This is a genomic window from Paeniglutamicibacter sulfureus, from assembly GCF_039535115.1.
GTDB lineage: Bacteria > Actinomycetota > Actinomycetes > Actinomycetales > Micrococcaceae > Paeniglutamicibacter > Paeniglutamicibacter sulfureus.
On record NZ_BAAAWO010000001.1, the window covers coordinates 1516426 to 1543191 of the forward strand.

Annotated in this window: 20 protein-coding genes; 7 read left to right on the plus strand and 13 right to left on the minus strand. The window is 62.5% G+C overall.

All coding sequences use genetic code 11. From position 1 onward, the window contains the following. Positions 1 to 469 precede the first annotated feature (469 nt). Positions 470 to 673, plus strand: coding sequence for a cold-shock protein (locus ABD687_RS06880; protein WP_264270861.1), 204 nt, complete (start codon positions 470 to 472; stop codon positions 671 to 673). 311 nt (positions 674 to 984) lie between these two features. Further along, the gene (locus ABD687_RS06885) at positions 985 to 1212 is read left to right on the plus strand and encodes a hypothetical protein (protein WP_302265222.1); all 228 of its coding nucleotides are present in this window, start codon (positions 985 to 987) and stop codon (positions 1210 to 1212) included. Positions 1213 to 1573: 361 nt separating this feature from the next. Here the strand turns inward: ABD687_RS06885 and ABD687_RS06890 are convergent, their stop codons facing one another. Next, a complete protein-coding gene (locus tag ABD687_RS06890; protein ID WP_302262431.1) occupies positions 1574 to 3328 on the minus strand; it encodes an IS1634 family transposase in 1755 nt (584 codons plus the stop codon). A 136-nt stretch (positions 3329 to 3464) separates the two neighbouring features. Beyond that, the gene (locus tag ABD687_RS06895) at positions 3465 to 9035 is read right to left on the minus strand and encodes a peroxidase family protein (RefSeq protein ID WP_310292466.1); all 5571 of its coding nucleotides are present in this window, start codon (positions 9033 to 9035) and stop codon (positions 3465 to 3467) included. A gap of 702 nt (positions 9036 to 9737) precedes the next feature. Here ABD687_RS06895 and ABD687_RS06900 point away from each other — a divergent pair. Beyond that, the gene (locus ABD687_RS06900) at positions 9738 to 10145 is read left to right on the plus strand and encodes a hypothetical protein (RefSeq protein WP_310292464.1); all 408 of its coding nucleotides are present in this window, start codon (positions 9738 to 9740) and stop codon (positions 10143 to 10145) included. Between the two features lie 359 nt (positions 10146 to 10504). Further along, positions 10505 to 10672 (plus strand): hypothetical protein, encoded by a 168-nt coding sequence (locus ABD687_RS06905; protein WP_310292462.1) that lies wholly within the window; start codon positions 10505 to 10507, stop codon positions 10670 to 10672. 433 nt (positions 10673 to 11105) lie between these two features. Here the strand turns inward: ABD687_RS06905 and ABD687_RS06910 are convergent, their stop codons facing one another. Next, positions 11106 to 16202, minus strand: coding sequence for a peroxidase family protein (locus tag ABD687_RS06910; protein WP_310292459.1), 5097 nt, complete (start codon positions 16200 to 16202; stop codon positions 11106 to 11108). Positions 16203 to 16488: 286 nt separating this feature from the next. Here ABD687_RS06910 and ABD687_RS06915 point away from each other — a divergent pair, with 286 nt between their 5' ends. Together ABD687_RS06915 and ABD687_RS06920 are read left to right on the plus strand one after the other, a co-directional pair. Next, positions 16489 to 16731, plus strand: a complete 243-nt coding sequence (locus ABD687_RS06915) for a hypothetical protein (RefSeq protein WP_264270851.1) — start codon at positions 16489 to 16491, stop codon at positions 16729 to 16731. Positions 16732 to 17507: 776 nt separating this feature from the next. Further along, complete coding sequence (locus ABD687_RS06920) at positions 17508 to 18767, plus strand: M23 family metallopeptidase (RefSeq protein ID WP_310292455.1); 1260 nt, start codon at positions 17508 to 17510, stop codon at positions 18765 to 18767. Positions 18768 to 18892: 125 nt separating this feature from the next. Here ABD687_RS06920 and rpsI read toward each other — a convergent pair whose 3' ends face one another. Both rpsI and rplM read right to left on the minus strand, forming a co-directional pair. Then, positions 18893 to 19393 carry a 30S ribosomal protein S9 gene (rpsI, locus tag ABD687_RS06925; protein ID WP_217389440.1) on the minus strand — a complete coding sequence of 167 codons (501 nt, stop codon included), beginning with the start codon at positions 19391 to 19393 and terminating at the stop codon, positions 18893 to 18895. Between the two features lie 36 nt (positions 19394 to 19429). After that, positions 19430 to 19873, minus strand: a complete 444-nt coding sequence (rplM, locus tag ABD687_RS06930) for a 50S ribosomal protein L13 (protein ID WP_071212959.1) — start codon at positions 19871 to 19873, stop codon at positions 19430 to 19432. Between the two features lie 509 nt (positions 19874 to 20382). Between rplM and ABD687_RS06935 the strand changes: the two genes are divergently transcribed. Further along, positions 20383 to 21204, plus strand: a complete 822-nt coding sequence (locus tag ABD687_RS06935; RefSeq protein ID WP_310292452.1) for a DUF4184 family protein — start codon at positions 20383 to 20385, stop codon at positions 21202 to 21204. A gap of 126 nt (positions 21205 to 21330) precedes the next feature. Here the strand turns inward: ABD687_RS06935 and ABD687_RS06940 are convergent, their stop codons facing one another. The 8 genes from ABD687_RS06940 to map form a co-directional block, all read right to left on the minus strand. Further along, entirely contained in the window at positions 21331 to 22284 is a 954-nt protein-coding gene (locus ABD687_RS06940; protein ID WP_310292450.1) for a tRNA pseudouridine synthase A, read from the minus strand. Positions 22285 to 22455: 171 nt separating this feature from the next. Beyond that, positions 22456 to 22968, minus strand: a complete 513-nt coding sequence (rplQ, locus tag ABD687_RS06945; protein ID WP_310292447.1) for a 50S ribosomal protein L17 — start codon at positions 22966 to 22968, stop codon at positions 22456 to 22458. Between the two features lie 94 nt (positions 22969 to 23062). After that, positions 23063 to 24070 carry a DNA-directed RNA polymerase subunit alpha gene (locus ABD687_RS06950; RefSeq protein WP_217389437.1) on the minus strand — a complete coding sequence of 336 codons (1008 nt, stop codon included), beginning with the start codon at positions 24068 to 24070 and terminating at the stop codon, positions 23063 to 23065. A 171-nt stretch (positions 24071 to 24241) separates the two neighbouring features. Beyond that, positions 24242 to 24643 (minus strand): 30S ribosomal protein S11, encoded by a 402-nt coding sequence (gene rpsK / locus ABD687_RS06955; protein ID WP_264270846.1) that lies wholly within the window; start codon positions 24641 to 24643, stop codon positions 24242 to 24244. A gap of 43 nt (positions 24644 to 24686) precedes the next feature. Next, positions 24687 to 25061 carry a 30S ribosomal protein S13 gene (gene rpsM, locus ABD687_RS06960; protein ID WP_113762222.1) on the minus strand — a complete coding sequence of 125 codons (375 nt, stop codon included), beginning with the start codon at positions 25059 to 25061 and terminating at the stop codon, positions 24687 to 24689. A gap of 150 nt (positions 25062 to 25211) precedes the next feature. After that, positions 25212 to 25325, minus strand: coding sequence for a 50S ribosomal protein L36 (rpmJ, locus tag ABD687_RS06965; RefSeq protein ID WP_013349661.1), 114 nt, complete (start codon positions 25323 to 25325; stop codon positions 25212 to 25214). A gap of 85 nt (positions 25326 to 25410) precedes the next feature. Further along, positions 25411 to 25632, minus strand: a complete 222-nt coding sequence (infA, locus tag ABD687_RS06970) for a translation initiation factor IF-1 (protein WP_068731548.1) — start codon at positions 25630 to 25632, stop codon at positions 25411 to 25413. 243 nt (positions 25633 to 25875) lie between these two features. Next, positions 25876 to 26706: a type I methionyl aminopeptidase gene (gene map, locus ABD687_RS06975; protein ID WP_264270845.1), complete on the minus strand. Its 831-nt coding sequence runs from the start codon at positions 26704 to 26706 to the stop codon at positions 25876 to 25878. Positions 26707 to 26766 lie beyond the last annotated feature (60 nt).

Consider the following 26766-nt stretch of genomic DNA (forward strand, 5'->3'; position numbering starts at 1 on the left):
CTGGTGCCCGGGACGGTGGGTGAACAGGCCATGCTGGATCTCCGAGGTACCCATCGGGGACATCGCCGCCCCGTGGTTAAGGCCGGACCCTGCTTGCCGTCCATCTCCAGTCTAAGAACCCCTCCCCGCGTGAGGGAAGGGATGAAACCACCGGATCCCCACCCGGCCCCGCGGTGCGGTCGGCGGCCGGAAGAACTGCCGCGGCTGCCGCGATTGCGCTGAACCCTGGGGGCGTCGCCGTCCGGTTGTCACTCCATGTCCGTCCCCGGGTGCACGTCTCGAGGGTCCAGGAGGCCGACGCTCGGACACCTGGAAGCCGGTACAAACACGAGATCCCGTCATCCGGCATTGGTTGCAGGTCCAATACATTGTCTTGGCCGAAGCGCGGCCGTAGCATTGCGACAGGGAAGATCCCTGTCAACGTCGGCTTCTGGCCGGTGGAGATGCGACACAACAAGAGGATGCAACAATGGCAACAGGCGTAGTCAAGTGGTTCAATTCCGAAAAGGGCTTTGGTTTCATCGCTCCCGATGATGGATCCGATGATGTGTTCGCCCATTATTCGGCGATCGCCAGCAGCGGCTACCGCTCCCTGGAAGAGAACCAGAAGGTCCAGTTTGATATTGTCCGTGGAGACAAGGGTCCGCAGGCGGAGAACATCCAGCCCTTGTAATCCCGGATCAAGAACATTCCTCCTTTGCCACGTGCGTTAGCGGGGTCAGTGCCTCCGAAGCGACGGGGCGTTGCGTTTGCAACCGGCCGTCAAGTCTAGGTCGAGTGTACGAGGAGCCTGGTGCCATCGAACACCCGGGGAACCCTGCCCGAAGGATCAACCTTCGGGCAGGGTTCTTTCTCTTGAGTGGGGCAAGCACTTGCGGCGGCCACAGACCGTTCGTGCCATCCGGCCCAGCGGATCCGCGTCCGCCCCTTGAGCCGATACCCTTCGTGTTCTACGGTGGAATCCCACCGAGCAGGAGGTACGTCATGGGTGAAGTCATTGAACCACTGGACGCCGGGGACGCCGAGGCCGTCGCCGCCGGGATGATCGCTCCCGACGAGGCCAGGCCCGTGGATGAACCCGACACCGAGCCCGGCCTGGATAGTGAGCGACCCGTGCTGCTGGAGGAGCGGAGGGACAGCGAAGCCAACCCGACAGCTGGATCCGGCGACGGCCTGGACGTTGAGTACACCGCTGATCCCGCGGATCAATAGGCGCCTGCGGCACCCCTCCCCCGTCATTTCCCCGGGGCGCTGCCCCATCTCCGGCTACTGCTGAGGTGGCCAAGCGGCATTCGCAATGCGGTGGGCAAGTTTTTTCCGGACTCCTCACTCATCCGTGCCAGGTTCGCCCTGCGAATCCCCCACCGCGCACCGTTAACGCGGGTTTCTGCCCGGCCGGCGGAGGGTAAATTGCCGCGGACGTCGAAAAGAGAGGCAGTCAACTGAAAGTTGACTGCCTCTCTTTTGCCTTGTCGCTGCTAGCGGATGTTCACTAGACTGAAGTTACGGCAGACAGAACGCCAGGATCCCCGGATTGTCGGGGATCCTGGCGTTTTTGGTTCCGGTTCTCTGGCTACTTTCTGTGGTTTTTGATGTGGTGGTCGATGAGGTCCATGGCCCTTTGTTGGCGGGGCGTGGGCAGGGAAAGCAGTTCGAAGGTCCGCTCGGTGCCCGGGACGCTGGTGGTGTTCCTGGTCCGGGTTCCCAGGTGGGTCAGGAGGTCTTGGTAGCTGGTGGCGGTGGTCCCGTCGTCGAGTTTCCGGGTGCTGGCCTTGGATGCCGCGGCGGCGGAGCGTTCGACCTTGGCGACGGGTTCCTCGGGCACGGGTCGGTTCTCGTCGGTGAAGGTCAGTGGTGCGAGGGCGGTGCGCAGGTGCCAGGTGAGGTGGGCGGCGAGCATGCAGAGGAAGACGTGGGCTCGGGTCCGGTTTTCGGTGTAGTGGCGGATGGGGCGGATGCCCAGGTCGCGGGTTTTGAGGGTCTTGAAGATCTTTTCCACGTTGGCCAGGGACTTGTAGGTGCGCACCGCCTCGGGGGCGTCCATGGTGTCGGCGGGGAGGTTGGTGCGGATGACGTAGATGCCGTCCAGGTCGGCCTCGCGGGCAATGGATCCGGTGTTGCGGGTGTAGGTGAAGGCGGTGTCTTCGATGATGAGGTTGAAGTGCTTTTGCATGTTGTATTTGCCGGCGACCTTGCCGACCTTCACCCCGATCTTTCCGGCGCCCTTGAGGCGGCCGGCCTCCACCGCTTTCTTGATGGTTTCCAGCTTTTCCTCGGTGGCCTCGAGCAGGTTGGTGCGTTTGTGGGCGCGCTTGGCGGCCAGGGCGGGGTTGCGGCAGGCGATGAGCCGTTCGCCGGGGTATTTCGGGTGGGTGATCTCGGCGAGGTTTTGTTGGTCGAACAGGCTCATCTGCAGGGGGCCGTTGTCCTCGGCGAGGTGCTGGATGTCGGTGTTGCGCAGCGCGGTGACCCAGGAGAAGTCGGTGTCTTTTTTGAGGTCTTCGACCCGTGCGTTGGTGATCATGCCGCGGTCTCCGACCATGGCCAGGTCATGGACGCCGGAGAGGGCGTGGATCTCCTTGGCAATCTGGATGAATGCGGTCGGGTCGGCGGTGTTCCCGGGGAACACTCGCACGGCGATGGGCAGTCCGGCGCGGGTGGCGAGCATGCCGTATTCGATTTGTTCGCAGCCGCGTTTCTTGTCCCTGGAATACCCGAATTTTGCCAGCGGGTTGTGGGTTCCGGTGACCCAGGAGGAGGACAGGTCAAAGAGCGCGAGGCCCTCGGGGTTGTGTTCGGGTCCGAGGTGGGTGCGGGCGAGCTGCTTTTCGATGCGGGGTTGTTGTTCCAGGAGCCAGTCCATGGCGGCGTAGAGCTCGTCGGTGGTGGCCGGTCCGAGGTCGGTGCCCAGGGTGGTGTCGGCGAACCAGTTCAGGGTGGCGAGCTTGGAGGTCGGCTTGCAGATCCGGGCCGCCAGCAGGGCCATGATGAGGTCCCGGTTCCGGCAGGCGGGGCCCAACAGGGATTCGAAGCGCAGGCCGCGGGCCATGGCGTAGATCGCGTCGATGTGTCCGTGGGGCAGGGTGCGCAGGATCTGCATCCGGGCATCGGCGTCCACCATTCTCTTGCCGTTCAGGGACGCCTTCAGGTCCAGGATGGCGCGTTCGGGCAGGTAGGAAATGTTGCCCAGGGTCTCGTGCTTGACCTTGCCGCCCTCGCGGTAGGTCCGGCGCACCAGGGCGGACCGGTATTCGACCTCCACACCGGCCTTGTTGACCCTGCGGGATGTGTTGATGGCTACATGCATGGCCTTGGTGCCTTGTTCCATGGCAACAAATTACACCTTGCTCGCGGAGATTGGAAGGCTTTTCGTGAAAACTTTAGTGGCTACAGTTTTCGGCCAAAAGAGGGGAATTGCCCCGGAACCATGCGGTTCCGAGGCAATTCCTTAACGTAACCTCAGACTAGAGGCGGGCGTTCCACTTCTGCGTTCCGGTCAGCTTGTAGTAGCTGGAGGACACCTTGGTGGTGACGGAGACCGATCCGGTGTACCGGTGGGTACCGGCCGACTTCTTCACGCCGTTGACGTAGTAGACAACCCCTACCTTCGCCGGGATCTTCACCGTGTTCTTCGATGCACTGAACACCGGCTTGGTTGGCACCACGGCGTTGCGGTTGTCGAACTTCCACGACGTCGTTCCAGCCAGCTTGTAGTGGCTGGAGGACGCCTTGGTGGTGACGGTGCCCGTACCGGTATACCGGTGGGTACCTGCAGTCTTCCGCACACCGTTCACGTAGTAGAGGACGCCCGTCTTGGACGGGATCTTCACCGTGTTTCCCGATGCACTGAAGGACGTCTTCGTGGGAACCACCGCGTTGCGGTTGTCGAACTTCCACGAGGTGGTTCCGGTCAGGGCCTCGGCCCCGTTGGCAACCTTGGCAGTGACCGTGCCGGTGCCGCCGAAGGAGTACGTCCCGGCCTTCTTCACCGCGCCGTTGATGGAGTATGCCACGCCCGCCTTCGCGGGAATCGTGACAGTGTTCCTGCCTGCGTTGAAGGACGGCTTCGTCGGGGTCACCGTGTTCCGGTTGTTGAACTTCCACGACGTCGTTCCGGCCAGCTTGTACCAGCTGGAGGACGCCTTGGTGGTGACGGTTCCCGAACCGCTGTACTTGTGGGTACCTGCAGCCTTCCTCACACCGTTCACGTAGTAGAGGACGCCCGTCTTGGACGGGATCTTCACCGTGTTTCCCGGCGCGCTGAAGGCGGGCTTGGTGGGCACCACCGCGTTGCGGTTGTCGAACTTCCACGAGGTGGTTCCGGCCAGGGCCTCGGCCCCGCTGGCAACCTTGGCACTGACCGTGCCGGTGCCGCCGTGGGAGTAGGTCCCTGCCTTCTTCGCCGCGCCGTTGATGAAGTAGGCAACGCCCGCCTTGGCGGGAATCACCACGGTGTTCTTGCTGGCGTTGAAGGTGGGTGCCGTTGGCGTCACGGAGTTCTTGTTGTCGAACTTCCAAGAACTCGTCGCCCCTTCGGCCACCTTGTGCGAACTGTCAACGGCCTTGGCCGTCACGGTTCCCGACCCGGCGTTGACGTACGTACCCGCAGCCTTCGCTTCACCGTCGATGAAGTAGCCGACTCCGGTTGAAGCCGGAATCTTGACCTGGTTGGCCGTGGCACTGAAGGTCGGAGCAGCCGGGGTCACTTCGGTCCGCAAATCGAACTTCCAGCTGCGGGACTCGACGATGTAGTTCTCCGAGGCCGCCTCCGCCGTGACAGTCACCTGTGTGGTTGCCGGGTAGGTTCCGGCTTCCTTGAGGGCTCCGTCGATGGAGTAGGCAACTCCGGTGACCTTCGGGATGGTCACGGTCTTGTTGGACAGGTTGTGGTCCGGAGCCTGCGCCGTGACGGTTTCCTTCAGGGTGCTCAGGGTGCCTTCGGTGGGGGTGGAGATGAACTGTGAAGGTGCACCGTCAACCCCTGTCACGGTCGCCACGACCTGGACCGGGAATCCGGCCTCGGCCTCGGTGAAGGTGAACTTGCCCGTGGTGTTCGACTGCGTGGTGGTGGCGAACTGGGTGTTGTCCGGTGCCAGGCGCAAGACCTGGAGTTCGAAGGCCACCTCGCTGCCGCCGGTGACCGGTCCCTGCACATTGGCCGTGAGCTGGCCGCCGACTGCCGGAACCGCGTTGGAGGACGGTGCCACCGAAAGCGCGACGCCCGGCTCGGGATCGGGATCGCCGAGGCCGTTGCTGATGTCGATGATGCCGTCGGCGAACTGCAGCTGCTCAATGTTGCGCAGCACATCCACGCTGGCGTCGTTTCCGGTAGTGGTCACCCTGACCATGTTCCCGGGCAGGGCTTCGAGCTGCGCCTCGGCGGCATTGATGCCGTACACGACGGTGTCGCTGCCGCCCGTGGCGATCTGGATCTTCCGTTCGATCGTCAGCTCCGACGGGTTGATGGCGCGATCGAAGATGCGCTCGATGAAGGGCTCGAGCGTATCGGAACGTTCATCGCCCAGGGCGATGTTCACGTCCAGCCAGGCATCGCCGTCAACGAAGTTCTCGCCCCGACGGGGCTCGATCAGGTCGCTGCCGCCGCCACCGAGGATGAGGTTGTTGTTCATGTCCTCGGCCTCGAAGGCCTGTCCGTCAAGGAAGGGCAGGGCGTAGACAGGCTGCTCGCCGCCGCCGAGCAGGTCGCGAAGGCCGGTGACGCGGTCCAGCTGCGCCTGGGTCAGCCGGTGGCCGTACCCGATCTTGTCCCTCTGGGGGTCTTCGAACGCATCGCGGTTGCGCACACCGCGCACGACGTCATCCCCGTCGAATCCGGAGAACGCCTCGACCTCGTCGTAGCGATCGACGATGGAGCTCTCGACGCCCGGCACGATCTGGACGGGGTCAAGGTCGGCGCGAACCGGGTGGGTGGTCTTGTCATAGGTCACCCAGTCGAAGCCGAGCATGCCGTGGAAGCGGTCGGCGCCGGGGCCGCCGACCATCACGTCGTCGCCACCTTCGGCGTCGTGGTCGTTGTTGCCGGTCCGGCCCACCAGGACGTCATGTCCGCCGTGATACATCCCGGGGTCGTTTTGCGCGGTGCCGCTCAAGTCGCCGACCAGAAGGTCGGCGTTGGTTCCGCCGTCGATCCAGTCATCTCCCTCATCGCCGCGGACGTTGTCGCGCCCGGTGGAGCCCAGGATGAAGTCGTTCCCGAGCCCGCCGAAGCTGGTGGAGAAGTCCTGGCCGCCGACGATGAAGTCCTGCCCGGAACCACCGAAGAGCAGGTCGCCGAGGCCCGGTCCGCCGTTGAGTGCGTCGTTGCCCGCTTCACCTTGGAGACGGTCGTCGCCGAAGATGTCGGTCAGGACATCGTCGCCGTCGCCGCCCATGAGCGAGTCTGCGCCGTCGTCGCCTTCGATGGTGTCGTTGCCGCCCTTTCCCCAGACCGAATCGTCGCCGATGCCGGTGCGGATGGTGCTGCTTTGGTCGGCGCCCTCGGCATCCTTGGCGTCCTGGACGACGATGTGTTCGTCTCCGGTGAACCGCCAGCCATCGGCCTGCGAACCGGTGAGGCCCGCCGCGTTGAGATCTGCTTGGCGATTGGCGCCGTCGTCCAGGTTGAACGTCAGCTGCGGTGCCGCAAAGACATCGTGCGGGACGCGGTCCGCGGTGGTGTTGCGCTGCACGATCTGGGACAGCGAGTTCGCCTCCAGCGAGTGGAAGAGCGAGTTGCCCAGGTTGCGGGAGAGGTAGTAGAACCTGTCACCGTTCTGCAGGTCCTCGAGTTGCTTCTCAAAGACGTGGTTGAACGTGGCCCCGAGCATGCCGCCGAAGACGAACGGCTTCTCGGCCAGTCCACCCATCCACAGGTCAATGTCGTCCAGTCCGGCTTCGGACGCGGGAAGGTTCATGAATGCCGTGTCGCCCGCGAGCGTCGTACCGGCTGCACGCTTGGCGGCCAGGGTGGTGGCGGCGGTCAGGGACGGGTGGTTGCCGTAGGCGGCGATGAAGTTGACGATCGATTCCGGGTTCTTCATCGAGAGCTTGAAGTCCTGCCAGCTGGAGTAGGGCTGCAGCTGGGGATCGCGCGTCTCGGCAAAGAACACCTTGCGCGCCGCCTGGAGGCCCGGGGTACCGGTTTCCCTCGCACGCGCCATGTTGATGGTGGCGAGATCGAGCGGGAGGCCAAGAAGCTTGTTGCGCAGGGTATCGGTGACGAACTCGTCGACGCCGTTGGCGGTCTGGTTGGCCAGGCCCTTGAGGATGTTGCCCGCGGCATCCGCGGAATCTGTTCCCGAAGCCGCAAACAAAGCGGGATTGAGGAAGGCCTCCAGGAGTTGCTTGTCGGCGAACGTGCCGTCGGCCTGTTCCACCGGGATGGACTCCCGCAGCATGGAGTGCCCGAACCGGTAGACGGAGTGGGCGAACTCGGCGCGGATCGAGGAGTTCACGTCCGGCTGGTACGAGTTCTCATTCAGCACGGTGGTGTCGATCTCCGGCTGGATCCGGCGGGCGAATTCCTCGAAGACCAGGTGCTGGTACTGCATCTCGGTCAGGAAGCGGGCGGCCTGGAACAGTCGCTCGCCCTTGTCCCAGAAGCCGTTTGCGTTGAAGCGGTTCTGTAGGTCAGCAGGCATCGAAGCGAGTTCTTCCTGGATCTGTGCCTGCAGGCGGTTGTGCTCCGAGTGGAAGACGTGGTGCACGGCGGTCAGGCCGATGTTCTCGTTGCCGCGGCCATCGCCCGTGATGAAGTGCTTGCCCAGGGCGTCGTTGTCGTAGCCGGGGATCAGCGGGGAGTTCGGATCATTGGGAACCGACGGCTTTGGCTCGGCCGGCGTCGCACCATGGGCGATGTCGTCCAGGAACGATGCATTTGCCGTGAGCCCGTCCGTGACGATCGGCGAGCCGATGTTGCCTTCCTTGAACCCTTCGATGGTGGCCAGCTGGGGCATGCCCGAGGCTCCGGGGATCAGGTGTCCGTAGGGGTCCGTGGCGAGCAGCGGAACGTCCAGGACGTCGAAGTCGTCCAGGATGATTCCGAGCTTATCGGCTGCCTGGGCCTGGACATCGTCCCACGTGGGAAGACCTCCTGCTGCACCGTCAAGGATCTTCCCCGTGGGAACGGGCTTGCCCTCCACGAGCTCGTATTCGCGCATGAACGCCTGGTGTGACGCGTGCGAGCCGTAGGTCTGGTTCTGGTCCACGAACGGCGTGGTGCGGTTGACGTGTTCGCGCGCCGTGCCGTCATCACCGGTGTCGATGGTGGCGCGGGTCAGGGTCAGGAAGTTGGTGCGCCCGCCCGGGACATAGAGCGGGTCGTCCTCCTTCAGGGGCACCACAACGGTGCCGTTCCCGCCCTTGGACACCAGGTCCAGACCGTGGTCGAAGAACTGGCCGAAGATCGTGAACAGGCTGGTGGCGGAGGCCGAAAGCCCTTCGTCGGTGGCGATATCGGGGATAAAGGTGTTGTTTGTGCCCTCCGGGCCTGCCCCGTCGACCCGCTGGACGACTTCGCCGGCGGCCGGATTGCCGGTCGTCTGGTCGACGATCAGGTTGCTGATGGTGCGTGGTTCCGAATCGTAGACGAATCCCTCGGTCTGCTTGTAGCTCGTGGCTGCTCCGGGTGCGTCGGTGTCGTTGCCCGGGGCGCGCGGCGGCGTGACCTCGGCGTCCTTGTACCCGGCCGGAACCAGGCGCGGGAACGTTTCCTGTGCCGTGCCGAATCCGTCTTGGCCCGGCATGAGGTTGTTCCACCGCCCGTCAACGGTCCGCAGGCCGTGCGGCAGCAGCGGGTTTCCCACGCAGGGTTGGTCCTTGGCGTCGAAGAAGGTCTGCGACGCGACGTCGAACCGCTTGTCGTTTCCGCACAGCGGTGATGAATCGGGATTTGTGAGCGTCCGCTCGGCGTGCGCCTCGGAAATCTCGACTTGCTTGATGATGTATTCCAGGTCGCCTTGCGTGACGTTGAAGTCCTGACCCGGCGGAGGTGCGGCGAATGCCGCCGGAATCGGTGCGAAGGCACCTCCGGCCACCAACGCAGCCCCAGCTGCGAAAGCCCCCCATTTTTTGCCCGATTGCGCGGACCTGTCCCCTTTTTTATTCACTTTAATGCACTCCCAAGGTGATGACGGCGCGACGGATTGACCGCCGACCGTGAAAAAACCGAGGAACTGGCACTCCCCCAAAAAGCTTTACGAGTGACCTGAACCCCCCAAGTACGGATAACTATGGCGGGAGAGCTCTCCAATGTAAATAGCGTGCGTTGACTCTTTTCCGGAGCTCCCGCGCGGTGCCCGCAAAACCACAAGCCCGGACGGGAATGACGCAGGTATCGGCGCGAACCTTCCCCTGATGACAATGAGGATCCTTGGATGTTCATGCACTATTCGGCAGCGGTTCGATCGCCCACATCGCTGCCGGTCCCCCTGGGGGGATGACTCGAAAATACCGAAGGGGAAACCCACGTTTCGCATCCTCATGGCCGGTCTGGAATTGGCAGGCCGCACCAGGGGAAAGCCACTGAAAAGGAACCACGACATTTCCTGCGCTCTACTCCTGACAGGCGAGGCGTGGCCTGACATACTGGGCCCATGGGGACTCGGGGGAAATCCAGGATAGGTGCAATCTTTTTGGGTGGCACAACCATCATCTGCCTGCTTTCGGCATGTGCCTTTTTCGATTCGGGGGCGCCCGGTCCGACCATCGACCCGTCCGCACGGGGCTCCACGGAACCGGTGCCTTCATCTTCCGCGGCCGTCGAAAGCCCCACGCCGAACCCGACGACAAGCGCCTCGGCTTCCGCGGGCAGCGGCGAGCGCCCATCTTCCGGCGCCGGCTCCGTGAAGGGATCAATGGTGCTGGAGTTGGCGGACACCGGGCTCCCCGCGGGCGCCGATTGCCAGGCCAGCGCGCAGAACACCAGTGAGGTCACCTCCGGCGGCGGCGGACTGGGTGGCGCAGCGGCGGCACTGGGACCGGTGTCCCCGGTCAACGCCAGCACGTTCGAGCTGCTGCCCGGGGTGTACGACGTTCTCGTCCTGTGCACCGCCGGTGAATCCACCTGGCAGGCAGTGGAGCGTTCGGTTTCCATCCGCAGGGACCACGTCACGAACGTTCGCCTCGAACCCAGCCAGGAACTCTAGCAGAACCCCCTTGTTGCGGCACTCGGGCATCCAAGGCTCCGAGCTGGCGTGAAGCCCCGGCCCGGGGCCTGGGAAGTTTGGACAGCCGTTCGGCCATGAGTCCCGACACCGGCTCATGGAAGCGCTCGGTCGAGTCCCCGCGCCCGGCCCCGAAGTAGAGTTCCTGCGCCCTGAGGCGGCCATCTCGTCATCCTCGATCCACGATTCGAGCAGGGTGTCGAGTGAATCGTGGCCCGCCTGATTGACCACTTGGCGGGCGGAGGAGACCGGGGACCGGCTATTTGGTCGAATACGGCGACACTGCAGCCGCGGCCGGGACCGTCATTCGGTTGCTCGTCAACGAGGAACTTGCTTCGAGTATGTCTGCGCGGGGATTCGAGCAGGCCCAGGATTTCACCAGGCCCACGATCTCCAGAGGTTGGCAGGAAACCCTGGATTTGGCCCGTGGCAACCAGCGGGCCCTTTCCCTGCGGGGTCTCCTCAAGCCCCATCTGGGCTGCATCCTCGTCGACCGGATGGCCAGCTAGAATTCGACATCGACTGGGAGAAAAAACTACTGGTTGTCAATGCACTACATGTGGTGATCTCCGCGCGTGGCTCGCAGGATCCCGGCCAGACACAAACGATTGAACCCAGTGAGATCACCGGGGACGAAGCGAGGTTCCTGATTCCCGCGGGCACCAGACGCGCTGCCAACCCCGCAGCAATCCTTGACCTCAGCCTGGGTCTTCGCTCGCGCTCCGCGGCCGTGACGATACGCCTGGGGCCAAGGAGCAAGCCCGATCTCCTTGCCGATCTCCTCCCCTAGCTCACGTCCTATGGAAACCTGATCCTCAAGTAGCCGGCAAGGCCAGCCGGTCCAAACGGCCGGTGACAAGACGATGGGTGCCGTTTCCTCGGGTAAGGAAACGACACCCATCGTTTATGCGCTCCAACTAGCTGTAGGTGGGGGGCCGCCTACTAAGGAAGCGGGAGCGGGTTCACAGCGCTCGGGACCAGGTCCGTTGCGTTGGAGACTGCAACTTCATCGGTGCCGTGGTCATCGGTGTAGGCGATGGCCAGGCGGACGAAGTTGTTCTGCTGGGCGGGTGTGACGATGAAACTTCCCATCGTCGTTGCATCGCCGGTGGCTCCGGCGATATCCGTCCAGTTAGTGCCGTTGGTGCTCTGTTGCCAGGTGTAGACCCCGCCCGACCCATCGGTTACGGCTTCCGCGCCGTCCTCGTCACTCATTTGGGTCTCGATCCGCAGGATGTCAGCCACCTGGGCTGCCTGCGGGGCGATGACGGGACCAACCGGTGCGTCATTGACGTTGGCGACCGCTTCGGTGGCTGCCGAGGCAATCTGTTCGTGCGTTCCCGCACCGTCAATGTACGTGACCTGCACCCGGACCGGGGCGCCGACTTCGGCGTCGGCGAGGGTGAAGGTGCCCGTTTCATTCGCCTGGGTGGTGACCCAGGAGCCGGTGCCCGCATCGGCGTCCACTGCCACGAAGGACTGCAGCGAGTAGGTCAGCCCGGATTCGATGCCGTCGACGTCGGTGACGCCGCTGGCATTCGTGGTGAGCTCGCCGTTTTCGGTGATCGGATCGACGGTGCCCAGCAGGACCTCGCCGGCTGCCTGGCCGCAATTTGCGGTGGTTCCAAGCGGCAGGCAGACAACCTGGTCGTTGAACTGGATGCGCTCGATGTTGCGCAGGACGTTGGCAGTTCCCTCGCCCTCGAGCGTGTTCATGACCTTGAAAACGTTGGGCTCGAGTTCGGTCACGGTGTAATCCGCCGCGACTCCCTCGAAGACCGTCGTATCAATGTTGTCTGCTTCGTTCTCCAGCTGCAGGACCTCGCGAACCACGTGCAGTTCGCTCGGGTTGATGGTGCCGTTGAGCATCCGGGTGCTGAACTTCGCCATGGAATCCTGGGATTCCACCGCGCCGCCCGCGGGCCGGTACTCGATGCGCACATTCAGCCAGGCATCGCCATCGACGAAGTTGCGTCCGTCGCGTGGTTCAAGCAGGTCCGAACCGATGCCGCCGAGCAACATGTTGTTGTTGACGTCGTTTTCGAACTCGATCGGATCGTTCTCGAGGAACGGACGGGCGTAGGGCGGAATTTCTCCCCCGCCGAGCAGTGTGCGCAGATTGTCCACGCGATCCAGGTGTCCCTGGGTCAGGTCGTGGCCGTAGCCGATCATGCCGCCGGCTGGATCGAAGGTCAGGTCGATGCCGCCTTGGCTGCCGCGCAGGATGTCGTCGCCGTTCCATCCGCTCAGTGCCTCGGTCTGCAGGAACCTGTCCCGGATGCTCTCCAGGGTTTGCGGCATGCCCACGATGAATCCCATGTCGGCGTTGACCGGTGTGGTGTGGTCCTTGTGGGTCACCCAGTCGAAGCCCAGCACCCCGGAGTACCTGTCGGTACCCGGACCGGCAACCATGATGTCGTCCCCGCCCTCGGCATCGTAGTCGTTGTTGCCACCATTGCCGATGAGCACATCGTGACCGCCGTGGTACAGGTTCGGATCATTGAACATGGTGTTGCCCATGTCGCCCTGCACCAGGTCGGCGCCTCCGCCGCCTTCGAGCCAGTCGTTGCCTTCGTCTCCGTAAAGGACGTCGGGGCCCGGGGTCCCCAGCATGAAGTCATCGCCAAGGCCGCCGTGTGCGGTGACCTTGTCCTGACCACCGAGCATGAAGTCCATGCCCGATCCGCCGAAGGTCAGGTCCCCGATGCCCGGACCCGGGTTCAGCACGTCGTTGCCGGCTTCACCCTGCAACCTGTCGTCGCCGAAGAGGTCGGTGATGATGTCGTCGCCGTCGCCGCCCATCAGTGCGTCGACGCCGTCGTCGCCTTCGATCCTGTCGTTGCCTCCCTTGCCCCAGATGGAGTCGTCGCCAATACCGCCGCGGATCTTGCTGGCGGCGTCGGTGTCCTGGATGACGATGTGTTCGGGTCCGTTGAAGCGCCAGCCGTCGGCTTGGCTGCCGGTCAGGCCAGCGGCGTTCAGTTCCGCCTGGGTGGAATCCAGGTTGAACGTTGCCTGCGGAGATGCGAACACGTCATGCGGAACACGGTCCGCGGTGGTGTTGCGCAGCACGATCTGGGACAGCGAGTTGCCTTCCAGCGAGTGGAAGAGCGTGTTGCCCAGGTTGCGGGAGAGGTAGTAGAACCTGTCGCCGTTCTGCAGGTCCTCAAGCTGGTGCTCGAAGACGTAGTTGAACGTCGAGCCCAACATACCGCCGAAGATGTACGGCTTTTCGGCCATGCCGCCCATCCAGAGGTCAACGTCGTTGAGACCGGTCTCTGCGGCGGGTGCATTCATGAACGCGGCATCGGCGGCAAGCGCCGTGCCCGCGGCACGCTTGGCTTCAAGCGTGGTCGCATCGTTCACGGAGGCGTGGTTGGCGTAGGCAGCCAGGAAGTTGGAGATGGACTCCGGGTTCTTCATCGAGAGCCGGAAATCCTCCCAGCTGCTGTACGGCTCGAGCTGCGAGTCGCCGGAATCGTTGTAGAACGTTTCCCGCGCCGTTTGCATCGAGGGAACGCCGGTGTCCCGTGCACGGGCCAGGTTGATGGCCGGCAGGTCCAGCGGGAGTCCCAGCAACTTGTTCCGCAGCGTATCGGTGACAAACTCGTCGATGCCGTTTGCGGTCTGGTTGGCCAGTCCCTTCAGGATGCCGCCGGCGGAATCGTCGGCAGACATTGGTTGTCCGTCTGGTCCGGTGGCGAATGCCTTCGGGTTCAGGAAGGCGTCCAGCAAGGGAACTTCCGTGGTGACGTCACCGTGCGTCCGTGGGACAGTCTCACGCAGCAGGGAGTGACCGAACCGGTAGACAGCGTGTGCGAATTCCGCCCTGATGGAGGAGTTCACATTGGGCTGGTACGAGTTCTCGTTCAGCACCACCGGATCGATGGAGGGCTGCACTCGGCGTGCAAACTCCTCAAAGACCAGGTGCTGGTACTGCATCTCGGTGAAGAACCGTGCCGCCTGGAAGAGCCGCTCGCCGTAGTTCCAGAAACCGTCTGCCTGGTAGCGCGCGAGCAATGCCGCCGGCATGTTGGTTTCCAGTTCGTCCTTCACCTGTGCCATGGCCCGGTTGTGTTCGGCGTGGAACACGTGGTGGACCGAGGTCAGGCCGATGTTCTCGTTGCCGCGACCGTCACCGGTGATGTAGTGCGACTCCAGGGATGCATTGTCATAGCCCGGAATGACGGTACCGTCAGGGCTCTGGGTGTCAGGCAACGGGGTGGCCCCGTGGGCAATGTCGTCCAGGAAAGATGCATTCGCGGTCAGTGCGCCATCGGTTGACAGCGGAGCAGCGCGGTTGCCCGACCTGAGTTCATTGCCTTCGAAGGCGACCTGTGCCTGGCCGTTGGCGTCAAGAACAAGACCGCCGTACGGGTCGGTGACGATCATCGGCACGTCCAGGACGTCGAAGTCGTCCATTTCGATGCCCAGGATGGTGCGGGCCTGGTCCTTGACGTTCTTCCAGGTTGGGAGGCCTTCGCCGCCGTCACCGTTGAGGATCTTTCCGGTCGGCGTAGGCCGGCCATCAACCAACACGTACTCGCGCATGAATGCCTGGTGTGAGGCATGTGAACCATAGGTCTGGTTCTGGTCCACAAACGGAGTGGTCCTGTTGACGTGCTCGCGCTGGCCATCGGTGGAGTCGATGGTTGCACGGGTAAGCATCAGGAAATTGGTGCGTGAACCCGGAACGAACAGCGGATCGTCCGGCTGGAGTGGGATGACAACCGTTCCGTTGCCGCCCTTTGACACCAAATCAAGTCCGTGGTCGAAGAACTGTCCGAAGATGGTGAACAGGCCAGTGGCCGAGGCCGACAGCCCCTCATCGGTGGCAATGTCCGGGATCTGGTAATTGTCGCTGGTGATCATCGGTGCCAAACGTGTATCCAGAGCCGGTGCAAGCGCTACAGGTCCGCCGATGACCACGACGTTCCTTGGCTGAAGTCGTTGGATTTCAGCGAGGATCGCAGGTGGGATGGTGCCGTTTGCCGGAACCAGCAGGATCGGTGCGCCCTTGGCTCCCGCCACCGGCGCCAAGCTCAGCGCGTCCGGGAAGTTGACGCCGGTCGTCACGTAGATCGTGTCCACCGGAGGCGTGTAATTGGCGGCGGAAATCATTGCCGCGGTGTCGTACCGCGTGGCTCCGCCAATCCGGGTCACGGGCCAGGAGGCCCGCAGGGTGGTTTCAACCGACTCGGAAACTGCAATGGGTCCGCCCAGGATGACAATTTCCTGTGGGGCTAGTCGTTGCAATTCGGCCAGTACCACGGCCGGAACGGTGTTCTGCCCGACGAGCAGGACCTGGTGTCCGTCGCGTGCAGCAGGAGCGGCAACAGCCAAGGCGTCAGAGAAACTGGCGCCCGTTGCGACATAGACACGAGCCTCCGGGTTAGTCGGAGATGCATCGGGGTTCGCAAACTTGCTGAGTTCCACAGCGGTCTCGTACCGGTTGGCACCGGCTATACGCGTAACAGCCCCGGATGCGAAGGTACCAAGTTCCGTGAACACGGCATCGGAAACAGCGGTGGGTCCGCCGGCCACTATGATGTTGACCGGGTTCAACCGAGTCAGCTCCGTTGCAATGTCGGCAGGAATGCTGTTCGAATTGACCAGCAATACCGGGGCGTTGAGTGCCTTGGCCACCGAGCCGGACACCAATGCATCTGCATAGTCATTGGATCGGGAGATGACAACGTTTTCCGTGTTTGCCGGGAAGTGGGATTTGCTGATCGCGGCAGAAGTTCCCGCCGCGTTGGGTCCGAAGAGACGCGTGGTTGCCTCGCCCATTTCCAAGCCTGCGCCGTCAACACGGGCAGCGACTTCGCCGGCGGCGGGATTGTCGACGGTTTGGTCAACAATCAGGTTGCTGATGGTGCGTGGTTCCGAGTCATAAACGAAGCCGTCGGTTTGTGCGTAGCTCGTGGGACCGGGAGCTCCCGGCGCACCATCGGGCCTGACCTGGGCGTCTTTGTATTCGGCTTCAAGCAGACGAGGGAAGACCTCCTGCGCCGTTCCATATCCGTCCTGGTTGGGCATCAAGTTGTTCCACCGACCGTCAACTGTTCGCAGTCCGAACGGCAACAGAGGAGACCCCACGCAGGGATCTCCATCAAGGTCGATATGTGTTTGTGTTGGAATGTCGAACTTAGCCGTTGACTTGCACAAAGGCGACGAATTCGCGTTGGTCAAGCTATCTTCGGCATGCGCCTCGGAGATTTCAATTTGCTTGATGATGAATTCAAGGTCGCCCTGTGAAACGTTGAAGTCCTGACCAGGCGGCGGTGCCGCCAATCCCGCCGGAACGTTCACAAACGCTCCCGTTATGACCATTGCCGCAGCCGCGGCAATTGACCCCAGTTTCCGGCCCGGTGAGCCGGACGTTGGCTTTCTGCCCGGCGATCCGGACACGCTGCTTTTCTTGTGCACCGTATTCTCCCCAAAAATCTGGCCCGGCGCTGTTCGTCATTGGGCCAAGGTGTACCCAGAAGACGGCCCCTATGCTTCCCAAGCTAAGACCATGCCCCCCAAGATGAACCCACTATGGATCACGAATCCGGAGAAGTAAATAGATCGATCAGACTTGTTTAATCAGCCCGTGCCAGTCAGTCCAGTTCCGGATGGCGTCCCGTCCACCCGCGGTTCTCTGGAATGGCGTCCTGGAATCGTTCCCTCCCATCCCGGGGCAAAAGTGGATATTGGCACTTGGTCTGGGGTTACTGCGCCCGGCCTTCGCCCCTGGGCGGGAGACGCTCCCGCGTCCGCCGGCAAGGGGAAGAAAATACGCCAGCCGTTGCTCTTCTCACAATGCCGCTCGTGCGTTACCGTGATGCCTAAGCGTTCGGTTATTGGGGTGACCGCAACCACCACTCGATTTTTTTCGGGGTAGGCATCCTTCTTGAGCCATCGCTAGGCTATGCGCTGCATGTGGTTATTCTTGGGGGGCGTTACTCGGTGAAAAAATTGCATTCGAACGGTTCTATCCGTGCCAAACACCGGAAGAATACATCGAACAAGGCAACACGTGTGACTGCGTTGGGCATGGCCATTGCCTTCGGATTGGCGCCTACGGCTGCACCCGCCTTTCAAACAGGCCAATTCCGATTGGTTTCGCAGTCCCCGATGGGAACTTCCGCGTATGCGGAGACCGGACTGGATTCTGTGTGGTTAGGTCTTCAAGGCGGGGGCACCACCATGTCTCGGCAGTGGCTGGATTTCAGAAGCGCTGCACCAGGTTTTCCCGTAACTGCCACCCCTGATTCGAGCAGCCCTGGTTCGAGCAGGCCTGATTCGAGCGACGGAAACACTCTGTGGAACCGCGTCACCGGTGGAAACACAGCGGACATGGTTGCAAATCAGCGGGTGTCCGCGCAAAGACTTCTGCCCGGCAAGATCCACCTCATTCATCCGGTGACAACACGATTCATCACGAGTCGCTTCGGCTGGCGGAAGAACCCCACAGGGGCTGGACACCAGACACATGTCGGGCAAGATTATGGAATCGCATGTGGATCGCCCGTATATGCGACCGCCGATGGAACTGTCGTCGTATCGGCATGGGCCGGCCACTCCGGAATGCGCGTGACCATTGAGCACGGAAGCTCCGTTCGGACCGGATACAGCCACAACTCCAAGCTGCTGGCCCGAGTTGGGGATTTTGTGAAACAGGGCCAGGTCATTGCCTTGAGCGGTACCACGGGAAACTCCACAGGATGCCATGTGCATTTCGAGGTCATCATCAATGGCCGTTGGGTGGACCCGAGGCCGTATCTTCCCGGGTCGAATGGGCAACCGGGTCAGTCCCTTAATGCCGGCAACCTGGTGAGTAAGACCAATACCCCAGGCCCAAGGGCCCTGCTTGGTCACGACCTGGAGCTCGAGCTGCCGAACAAGACGGAATCCAAAAAATCCGGCAAGAAAAAGTCCGATCCAGGACAAGACACCATACCGGCCGTCAAGGCGCCTCCGAAGCCGAAACCCGCACCGGATCCAACCGCCAAGCCGACCCCGAAGCCGGCTCCCGCGCCGAAGCCCCAACCCGAGCCAACGCCTGAGACCACGCCAAAGCCCCAACCCGAGCCAAAGCCTGAGACCACGCCAAAGCCCCAACCCGAGCCAAAGCCACAACCAGAGCCGACGCCCGAAACCACGCCAAAGCCCGCGCCGGAGCAGGCTCCCGGAACATCGCCCGAGCCAAAGCCTGTGCCTGCGCCGGAAAGCAACGCGTCAGAAGCGCCCGCAGTTGTTGCCCCGGTGCCGACACCGGAAGCCAAGCCAAGGCCGGCACCGAAACCTGCCCCCGAACCGGCGCCTCAGCCTGCACCGAAGCCGGTGCCCAAGCCCGTTCCGGAAGCCGAAACGGTGGACCCGCCGGCAATTGACAAGCCTGCACCGTCGCCCGAAGCGAGCGCAAAGGCTACCCCGGAGCCTGCACCACCGGTCCCGGTTCCATCTGCTATCCCGGAAGCCTGCGATCCGGAACTTGGATTGGACGCAACTGCAACGTCGGCAGCGGCGGAACAGCCATGCCTCCCCACCGGGGGCGATGCCGCGCCGAAGTCCTCCGGCACCGCTGCCCTTCCTGCACGGGAAGAACAGGGCTAGTGCAACGATCGGCTTTGCCCCGGCGGGCCACTTGAAGCCAAAAACACATTAAGAAAACGAAGGTCCCGCAACCCTTGGGGTTGCGGGACCTTCGTACATCCGGCCCAGGGGCCGGAACAAGCGGTTTAGCGCTTGGAGAACTGCGAAGCCTTGCGGGCCTTCTTGAGACCAGCCTTCTTGCGCTCGATGACGCGGGCGTCACGAGTCAAGTAGCCGGCCTTCTTGAGGGCTGCACGGTTGTTGTCGCGGTCGATTTCGTTCAGCGAACGAGCGATGCCCAGGCGCAACGCACCGGCCTGGCCCGAGGGGCCGCCACCGTGGATGCGTGCAAGAACGTCGTAGGCGCCGTCGAGCTCGAGGAGCTTGAACGGTTCGTTGACATCCTGCTGGTGCAGCTTGTTCGGGAAGTAGTTTTCCAGCGTGCGACCGTTGAGGGTCCACTTGCCGGTACCCGGAACGACGCGCACGCGGGCAATTGCCTGCTTGCGACGGCCGACTGCTGCGCCTGCAACGGTCAGTGCCGGACGTTCCTTGACGGCTTCTGCTTCAACGGCAACGGTCTCCGAGGTGTACGAAGTCGGAGCTTCACCCTCGAATTCAGTGATCTCTTCAGTGTTCTGAGCCACGATAATCTCCTAAAGTCTTGTTCTCGGGGCCCAGCGCTACTGCGCGACCTGGGTGATTTCGAAGGTCTGCGGCTGCTGTGCAGCGTGCGGGTGCTCGGCACCGCGGTAGACCTTCAACTTGGACAGCTGATCCGCAGCCAGCGAGTTCTTCGGGAGCATGCCCTTGATGGCCTTCTCCACTGCCTGGACCGGGTTCTTTTCAAGAAGCTCGGCGTAGGTCACGGACTTCAGGCCGCCCGGGAAACCCGAGTGACGGTAGGCGCGCTTGTTTTCGAGCTTGGCGCCGGTGAGGGCAACCTTCTCGGCGTTGATGATGATGACGTGATCGCCCATGTCCATGTGGGGGGCGAAGGTAGCCTTGTGCTTGCCGCGCAGCAGGGTTGCGGCCTGGACGGCGAGGCGACCAAGTACAACGTCGGTGGCATCAATGATGTGCCACTGGCGGGTCTGGTCAGCCGGCTTTGGAGTGAACGTACGCACTGTAATTGCCTTTGTTTTATTGGTTACTGGTCAAGCACAGTTCCAAGCAGCGGCTGTGAGATCCACTGTTGTAGATGTGCTGTGTTCGATGCGCTGTAACCAGTTCGCCAGGTGAGGACTGAAAAGACCGGCCGTCCATGAATGTTCGCAATCCCAGCAGACCAGTGGCTCTGCAACTGAGCCGTCACGCGGAGAAGGTTGTGTCGAACAAAGGACACGCACAACAGCCCATAGTCTATCGGATTAACCCCGACACCGCCAAAGCGCCCGCAGTGAGCCTGCCGACAGGCCAGCTTCAAGGCAAAATGATTCACGCATGCCCGTACCCGCGACACCAAACGTCCGTTCCCATGACGCAGGGCATTGCTCCCACAACCAAGGCCAACGTGTCGGTCGCAACAGTGCACAGCAGGGACATCCCGCAACGAGCCAATTAGGCTTGAAGTTACCTCCTGCGCATCAAAAAAATGTTGCCTCCCGGACTACGACGCAACGATTCAAGGATCCCATTGCCCTTTACCTTGGCCCATGCGGCCGCCGTACTTCCGTTCGCGCGCCAACCGCTCGTTCCGCTCGCACTTGTCGCCGGCGCGATGGCCCCTGACCTTCCATACTTCCTGATGGTGCCACCAAGCAGGCACGGCCGGTTCGCCCCCATCCTCAACGGCGTCAATTCGCACGATTTCACCCAGATCTTGTCCGTCGGATTGCCGCTGGCCTTGGTGCTGGCCGGATTCCTGTGGCTGGTGGGGGAACCAGTTCGATGGGCACTTCCCAAGTCCTGGGTACCGGTCAATCCGGCACGCACGGGACGTCGGCCCACCAGCGCGCGCATCGTGCTGTGGACGTTCTACTCCCTGATGCTCGGGCTGCTCACCCACCTCGTGTGGGACTCGTTTACGCATTCTTCCGGGTGGGTGGTTCAGCAATTGCCCTTCCTGGGCATTTCACCCGTTGGCAGCATTCCCCTCTTCCGCATCCTGCAACATGGCAGCAGCATCGTCGGCCTGGGGTTCCTGGCAATCTGGTACCTGAAGCGGCGAAAAGCCTCCGAGACTCTCGAAAGCGCCGGCGAACTCAGGGCCCGCTATGTGCGCACCCTGATGCTGGCCATGTTCTTGTTGGTCCCTGCCGAGACGGCTGTTTTTGCGGGCCTGGGCCAGGATGTGGTTCCGGTGGTTGAAGATCCGGCAAGTGCCGAAGTGTTCCTGCAGATCGTCATCCGTCAAAGCGGCGCCGGGGCGATGATGGCATTGGCCGCATACGGGGTCGCATGGCATGTCATCGCCAAGATCCGGAAGTTTCACGGCGTGGGCATGGTCCGCAGCTAGCTTCAGCCGCTTCGCTGCGCAGGCCTACTTCAGCTGTGAACCGGCGTTTATCTCCCCCTTGCAGGCGAGGGAATCCACCACGGGCCGAGCGACGCTCTCGCCTCAAGCCTTGCCGCCACGGGGTTCCTACTCGGTGAATCCGCGCAACTCCGGCAAGTCGGTGGTGATATCGTCCGGCTTGCGCCGGGTACGCGTCAATTCGGCTCGTCTGGCGATCTCATGGTCATCCAGCGGATAGGCAACTTCCTCCAGCACCAGGGCGCGGGGGTCGGCCAACATAATCCGTGAATCACGCACTGCCTCCGCCAGTCGCCTGGCAACCCACCCCGGGGTCTCGCGTCCGTCGCCGACCTTGATGCAGGCACCAATCATGGCCCTGACCATGTTGTGGCAAAAGGCGTCGGCCTTCAGGTGGGCCACGATGATCCCCTCGGAATCGCGGACAAACGAAAATTCCGTGAGCGTGCGGATCGTGGTGGCATGCTCCCGCGGCTTGCAGAAGGACAGGAAATCGTGGCGCCCGAGCAGGCTGACGGCCTCGGAGTTCAGCAAACCGACGTCGAGTTCTGTCTTGTGCCACATCGTGTAGGCGCGGGTGAGCGGATCGAAGCGTGCCGGACCGTCGGCGATGCGGTACGAGTAGCGGCGCCAGAGCGCGGAAAAGCGTGCGTCGAATCCATCCGGTGCGATCCAGACATCGTGGACCAGGACCGCACCGTTCTCGCGTCCCAACACCCCGCGCAGTCGACGCAGCAGGGCAAAGCCCGGTTCAAGGCCCGATCCGCGGGCCAGGCCCGCGACCTCGGTGGGCGTCAGGTCGAAGTGCGCGATCTGGTTCCGGGCGTGCACGCCGGCGTCGGTGCGCCCTGCAACCACGGTGCGGATGTTGCGGCGGATGAGCATTGTGAGGCCGGCCTCCAGCACGCCCTGCACGGTGGGCAGGCCCGGCTGCAGCGCCCAGCCGTTGTAGGCGGTTCCGTCATAGCCGATCCGGATGGCCAGGCGCACGGTGGCGGGCTCGGTCGCGCCTCCGTCCGGCGCGAGGCCGGGGTGCCGGAGGTCAATGGGGGAAGTGTTCATCTCACGATCCTGGTTCAGTGGCCTTCTCCACCGACGCGGAGCGGCTCCTCCCCCGTCAACGCCTGTCGACTGGGGCGTCCATGGCACGGCGGGGGCTTCAGTGCTTAAAACTTTGGCCCGGTGCATAAGTGCACCGGGCCAACGATTCAGCTATTGCCGAGTAGACAAGGACTAGGCCTTGTTCTCCTCTGCAGCTTCGGTCTCTGCGACCTCTGCGGCTTCGGTTGATTCGGTCTCTGCGACCTCTTCAGCCGGAGCAGCCACTGCGGTAGCCTTTTCGGCTTCCTTCACAACGGCCTGCTTCGGGGAAACCGGCTCCATCACCAATTCGATGACAGCCATCGGAGCGTTGTCGCCCTTGCGGTTGCCGATCTTGGTGATGCGGGTGTAGCCACCCGGGCGCTCGGCCATGAGCGGTGCGATGTTCTCGAACAGCTCGTGAACGATCGACTTGTTGGTGCGGCTGCGCGAGGCAATGACTGCCTGAACGCGGCGACGCGAGGCCAGGTCTCCGCGCTTTGCGAAGGTGATCAAGCGCTCTGCGTGCGGACGAAGGCGCTTGGCCTTGGTCAGCGTGGTGGTGATGGATTTGTTCTCGAACAGTTGCGCGGACAGGTTCGCGAGCATCAAACGCTCGTGAGCTGCGCTGCCGCCGAGACGCGGACCCTTGGGAGGGGTAGGCATAGTGTTCTCCTATTATGGTGGCCTTTGTGCCCGGAACCCCGGGGGGAACCCGGGCACAAAGGTTTAAGTTCTATAGCTGGTGGGCCAAGAAGTCTTAGACTTCTTCGTCACCGTAGACGTCATCGTCGCCAATGGCGGCGGCACGTGCTGCAAGATCGAAGCCCGGAGGGGAATCCTTCAGGGCCAGACCCAAATCGATCAGCTTCGCCTTGACCTCGTCGATGGACTTCGCACCAAAGTTGCGGATGTCCATCAGGTCGGCCTCGGAGCGTGCAACGAGTTCACCCACGGAGTGGATGCCCTCACGCTTGAGGCAGTTGTACGAACGAACGGTCAATTCGAGGTCCTCGATCGGCAACGCCATGTCGGCTGCGAGGGCGGCGTCCGTCGGGGACGGGCCGATCTCGATGCCTTCAGCGGCGGTGTTCAGCTCGCGAGCCAGTCCGAACAGTTCAACCAGGGTGGTGCCGGCAGATGCAACTGCATCGCGCGGGGCCATCGAATCCTTGGTCTCGACATCGACGATGAGCTTGTCAAAGTCGGTGCGCTGCTCGACACGGGTGGCCTCCACGCGGAAGGTCACCTTGAGTACCGGCGAGTAAATCGAATCCACAGGGATGCGACCGATCTCGGCGTCCACGTTCTTGTTCTGCGCTGCAGAAACATAGCCGCGGCCACGCTCGATGGTCAGTTCCATGTCGAACTTGCCCTTCGCGTTCAATGTCGCGATGTGCAGGTCCGGGTTGTGGAATTCCACGCCGGCTGGCGGGGTGATGTCGGCTGCGGTGACGACGCCCGGGCCCTGCTTGCGCAGGTAGGCGACGACCGGCTCATCGTGTTCGGAGGAGACCGAAAGATTCTTGATGTTCAGAATCAGCTCGGTGACATCTTCCTTAACACCGGCTACGGTGGTGAACTCGTGCAGTACTCCGTCGATCCGCACACTGGTGACAGCTGCACCAGGAATGGAGGAGAGAAGGGTACGGCGAAGCGAGTTGCCCAGGGTGTAGCCGAAGCCAGGCTCCAACGGTTCAATTACGAAACGGGAGCGGTTCTCCGCTACGACTTCTTCGGTCAGGGTGGGGCGCTGTGCAATAAGCACTTACATTTCCTTTCAGCGAGCGTCCGCTATATGACGCAACACAGGGGGTGGAAACGACGTAAGCCTCGTCGGCGTTCGTCTGGTTCGGTCTGGCTTGCCGTGGCGATCATGCCGCCGCGCCCTACTCCCTTGCGGAAGAAAGACGCGGCGGCATCAAAGCCAGACAGTCAATTAGACGCGGCGACGCTTTGAAGGGCGGCAGCCGTTGTGTGCGCTGGGGGAAACGTCCTGAATGGACCCAACCTCCAGGCCAGCGGCCTGGAGCGAACGGATCGCGGTTTCGCGTCCCGAGCCCGGGCCCTTGACGAAAACGTCAACCTTGCGAAGTCCGTGCTCCTGTGCACGCTTTGCAGCAGCCTCGGCGGCCATCTGTGCAGCATACGGAGTGGACTTACGCGAACCCTTGAATCCAACCTCGCCGGCCGAGGCCCACGAGATTACAGCACCGTTGGGATCCGTGATGGAAACAATGGTGTTGTTGAAGGTGCTCTTGATGTGCGCCTGTCCGAGCGGGATATTCTTTTTGTCCTTGCGACGCGGCTTGCGGACCGCTCCACGAGTCTTGGGGGGCATGCTTACTCCTACGAGAAATTTGGCTTAGTGACGACCGCTAGATTTAGCGGGTCTTCTTCTTACCGGCGACGGTGCGCTTCGGGCCCTTGCGGGTGCGAGCGTTGGTCTTGGTGCGCTGACCGCGGACCGGCAGGCCCTTGCGGTGGCGAATGCCTTCGTAGGAGCCGATCTCAACCTTGCGGCGGATATCTGCTGCCACCTCGCGGCGGAGGTCACCCTCGACCTTGAAGCTGCCTTCAATGAAGTCACGCAGCTGAACCAGCTCAGCGTCGGACAGATCCTTCACGCGAGTGTCCGGGTTGATCCCGGTCTCGGCGATGGTCTGTTCTGCACGGGTCTTGCCCACGCCGTAGATGTATGTGAGCGCAATAATCACGCGCTTTTCGCGCGGGATGTCTACGCCAGCTAGACGAGCCATATGCTGTCTACCTTTCGATGTGCGGAGGTCTAAAACAGCACAATCCCGGGTGTTCCCGGTCCACGGCCTCCGTGCCGTGGGTATGCATCGCGCGGTGGATGCTGTGCTGCCAATTACTTTTACTACGCGCAGGATTTCCCGTGAGGGAAATTAGCCCTGACGCTGCTTGTGGCGTGGGTTTTCGCAGATCACCATGACCACGCCATTACGACGGATCACCTTGCACTTATCGCAGATCGGCTTCACGCTAGGGTTAACCTTCAAGGCTTTGTCCTTTTGCGGTTGCGGTTTCAAGTGGAGCGTAACTACCTTTGTCGCCCGTCCCCAGGGGATGGAAGAACAAAAATCTTTACTTGTAGCGGTAAACGATACGTCCGCGGTTGAGGTCATACGGACTGAGTTCCACCACTACGCGATCCTCTGGGAGGATTCGAATGTAGTGCTGACGCATCTTTCCCGAGATAGTTGCAAGTACAACGTGCCCGTTGGGCAGCTCAACACGGAACATCGCATTGGGCAGTGCCTCTGACACGGTGCCTTCTACCTCGATGACACCCTCTTTCTTGGCCATATCCTCCGCTAACTTTTGTTGCCGGCGGCTTTTGCCCCCGACAGGTTTATGGTCTTGGCCATCAAGAACAGAGGCACCCGAAGCGTGAGCTTTTGGGCACCAAGGAACAGACAACCAACAGTCAAGCCTACGTGGTATATGGCTTAAAGGGAAATCATAGTGGCCAACCGATTTGTTAGATCGCCCACACTTTTTGCGGGCAGCTGCCGCACCGGCCCGCAGGTGGACCGGTGCGGCAGAAAGCTATGAAGCGATGGGGGACGGCGTCACGCCGAAGGGGGCAAGGCCTGCCACTCCCCCGTCGTGGGCAGTCAGCACCCAGATGCCGCCCATGTGCACGGCAACCGAATGCTCCCACTGCGAGGCGCGCGCGCCGTCGACGGTGACAACCGTCCAGTCGTCCTCGAGCACCTTGGTCTCCAGGCCCCCGCGCACCAGCATGGGCTCGATGGCCAGGCACATGCCCGGCTTGATGCGGGGACCGCGGTGGCCGGTGCGGTAGTTGAGCACGTCCGGGGCCTGGTGCATTTCCGAACCGATGCCGTGGCCGACGTAGTCCTCCAGGATGCCCAGCGGCTTGCCCGGCACGGCCGAGACGAAGTCGTCGATGGCATCGCCGATCTGGCCGACGAAGCGGGCCTCGGCAAGCGCCGCGATGCCGCGCCACATGGCCTCCTGCGTGATGTCGGACAGTCGCTGGTCCTCCGGGTCCGCGTTGCCCACGATCACGGTGCGTGCCGAGTCGGCATGCCAGCCATCAATGATGGCGCCGCCGTCGATCTTCAGCACGTCCCCGTCCTTGAGCACGTACTCGCTCGGGAAGCCGTGGACGACCTCGTCGTTGACCGAGGCGCAGATGTTCGCGGGGAAGTCGTGGTAGCCCTTGAAGTTGGACGTCGCACCGTGGCGTTCGAGCACCGCGGCAAACACCTCGTCAAGGTGCGCGGTGGTGACCCCGATCTGTGCGGCGGCAACCGCTTCGTCCAGTGCCTCGGCCAGCACCAATCCGGCTTCCCGCATCTTCAGGATCTGCGTGTTGGTCTTGTACTCGATTTTTGGTTGGCGGAAAGCCATGGTGTGTGTCCCCTTCCAAGGAATCTTCTGGGCGGCGTTAGCGCAAAAACCGCGGGGATG

Coding starts and splice junctions, on each gene's coding strand:
- ABD687_RS06940 (WP_310292450.1), bottom strand. CDS start 22,284: ATGAACACTTCCCCCATTGACCTCCGGCACCCCGGCCTCGCGCCGGAC.
- rpsM (WP_113762222.1), bottom strand. CDS start 25,061: ATGGCTCGTCTAGCTGGCGTAGACATCCCGCGCGAAAAGCGCGTGATT.
- rplQ (WP_310292447.1), bottom strand. CDS start 22,968: ATGCCTACCCCTCCCAAGGGTCCGCGTCTCGGCGGCAGCGCAGCTCAC.
- ABD687_RS06880 (WP_264270861.1), top strand. CDS start 470: ATGGCAACAGGCGTAGTCAAGTGGTTCAATTCCGAAAAGGGCTTTGGT.
- map (WP_264270845.1), bottom strand. CDS start 26,706: ATGGCTTTCCGCCAACCAAAAATCGAGTACAAGACCAACACGCAGATC.
- ABD687_RS06910 (WP_310292459.1), bottom strand. CDS start 16,202: ATGCCCAACCAGGACGGATATGGAACGGCGCAGGAGGTCTTCCCTCGT.
- rpsK (WP_264270846.1), bottom strand. CDS start 24,643: ATGCCCCCCAAGACTCGTGGAGCGGTCCGCAAGCCGCGTCGCAAGGAC.
- infA (WP_068731548.1), bottom strand. CDS start 25,632: ATGGCCAAGAAAGAGGGTGTCATCGAGGTAGAAGGCACCGTGTCAGAG.
- ABD687_RS06915 (WP_264270851.1), top strand. CDS start 16,489: ATGACCATTGCCGCAGCCGCGGCAATTGACCCCAGTTTCCGGCCCGGT.
- ABD687_RS06920 (WP_310292455.1), top strand. CDS start 17,508: ATGGTTGCAAATCAGCGGGTGTCCGCGCAAAGACTTCTGCCCGGCAAG.
- ABD687_RS06905 (WP_310292462.1), top strand. CDS start 10,505: ATGTCTGCGCGGGGATTCGAGCAGGCCCAGGATTTCACCAGGCCCACG.
- ABD687_RS06890 (WP_302262431.1), bottom strand. CDS start 3,328: ATGGAACAAGGCACCAAGGCCATGCATGTAGCCATCAACACATCCCGC.
- ABD687_RS06885 (WP_302265222.1), top strand. CDS start 985: ATGGGTGAAGTCATTGAACCACTGGACGCCGGGGACGCCGAGGCCGTC.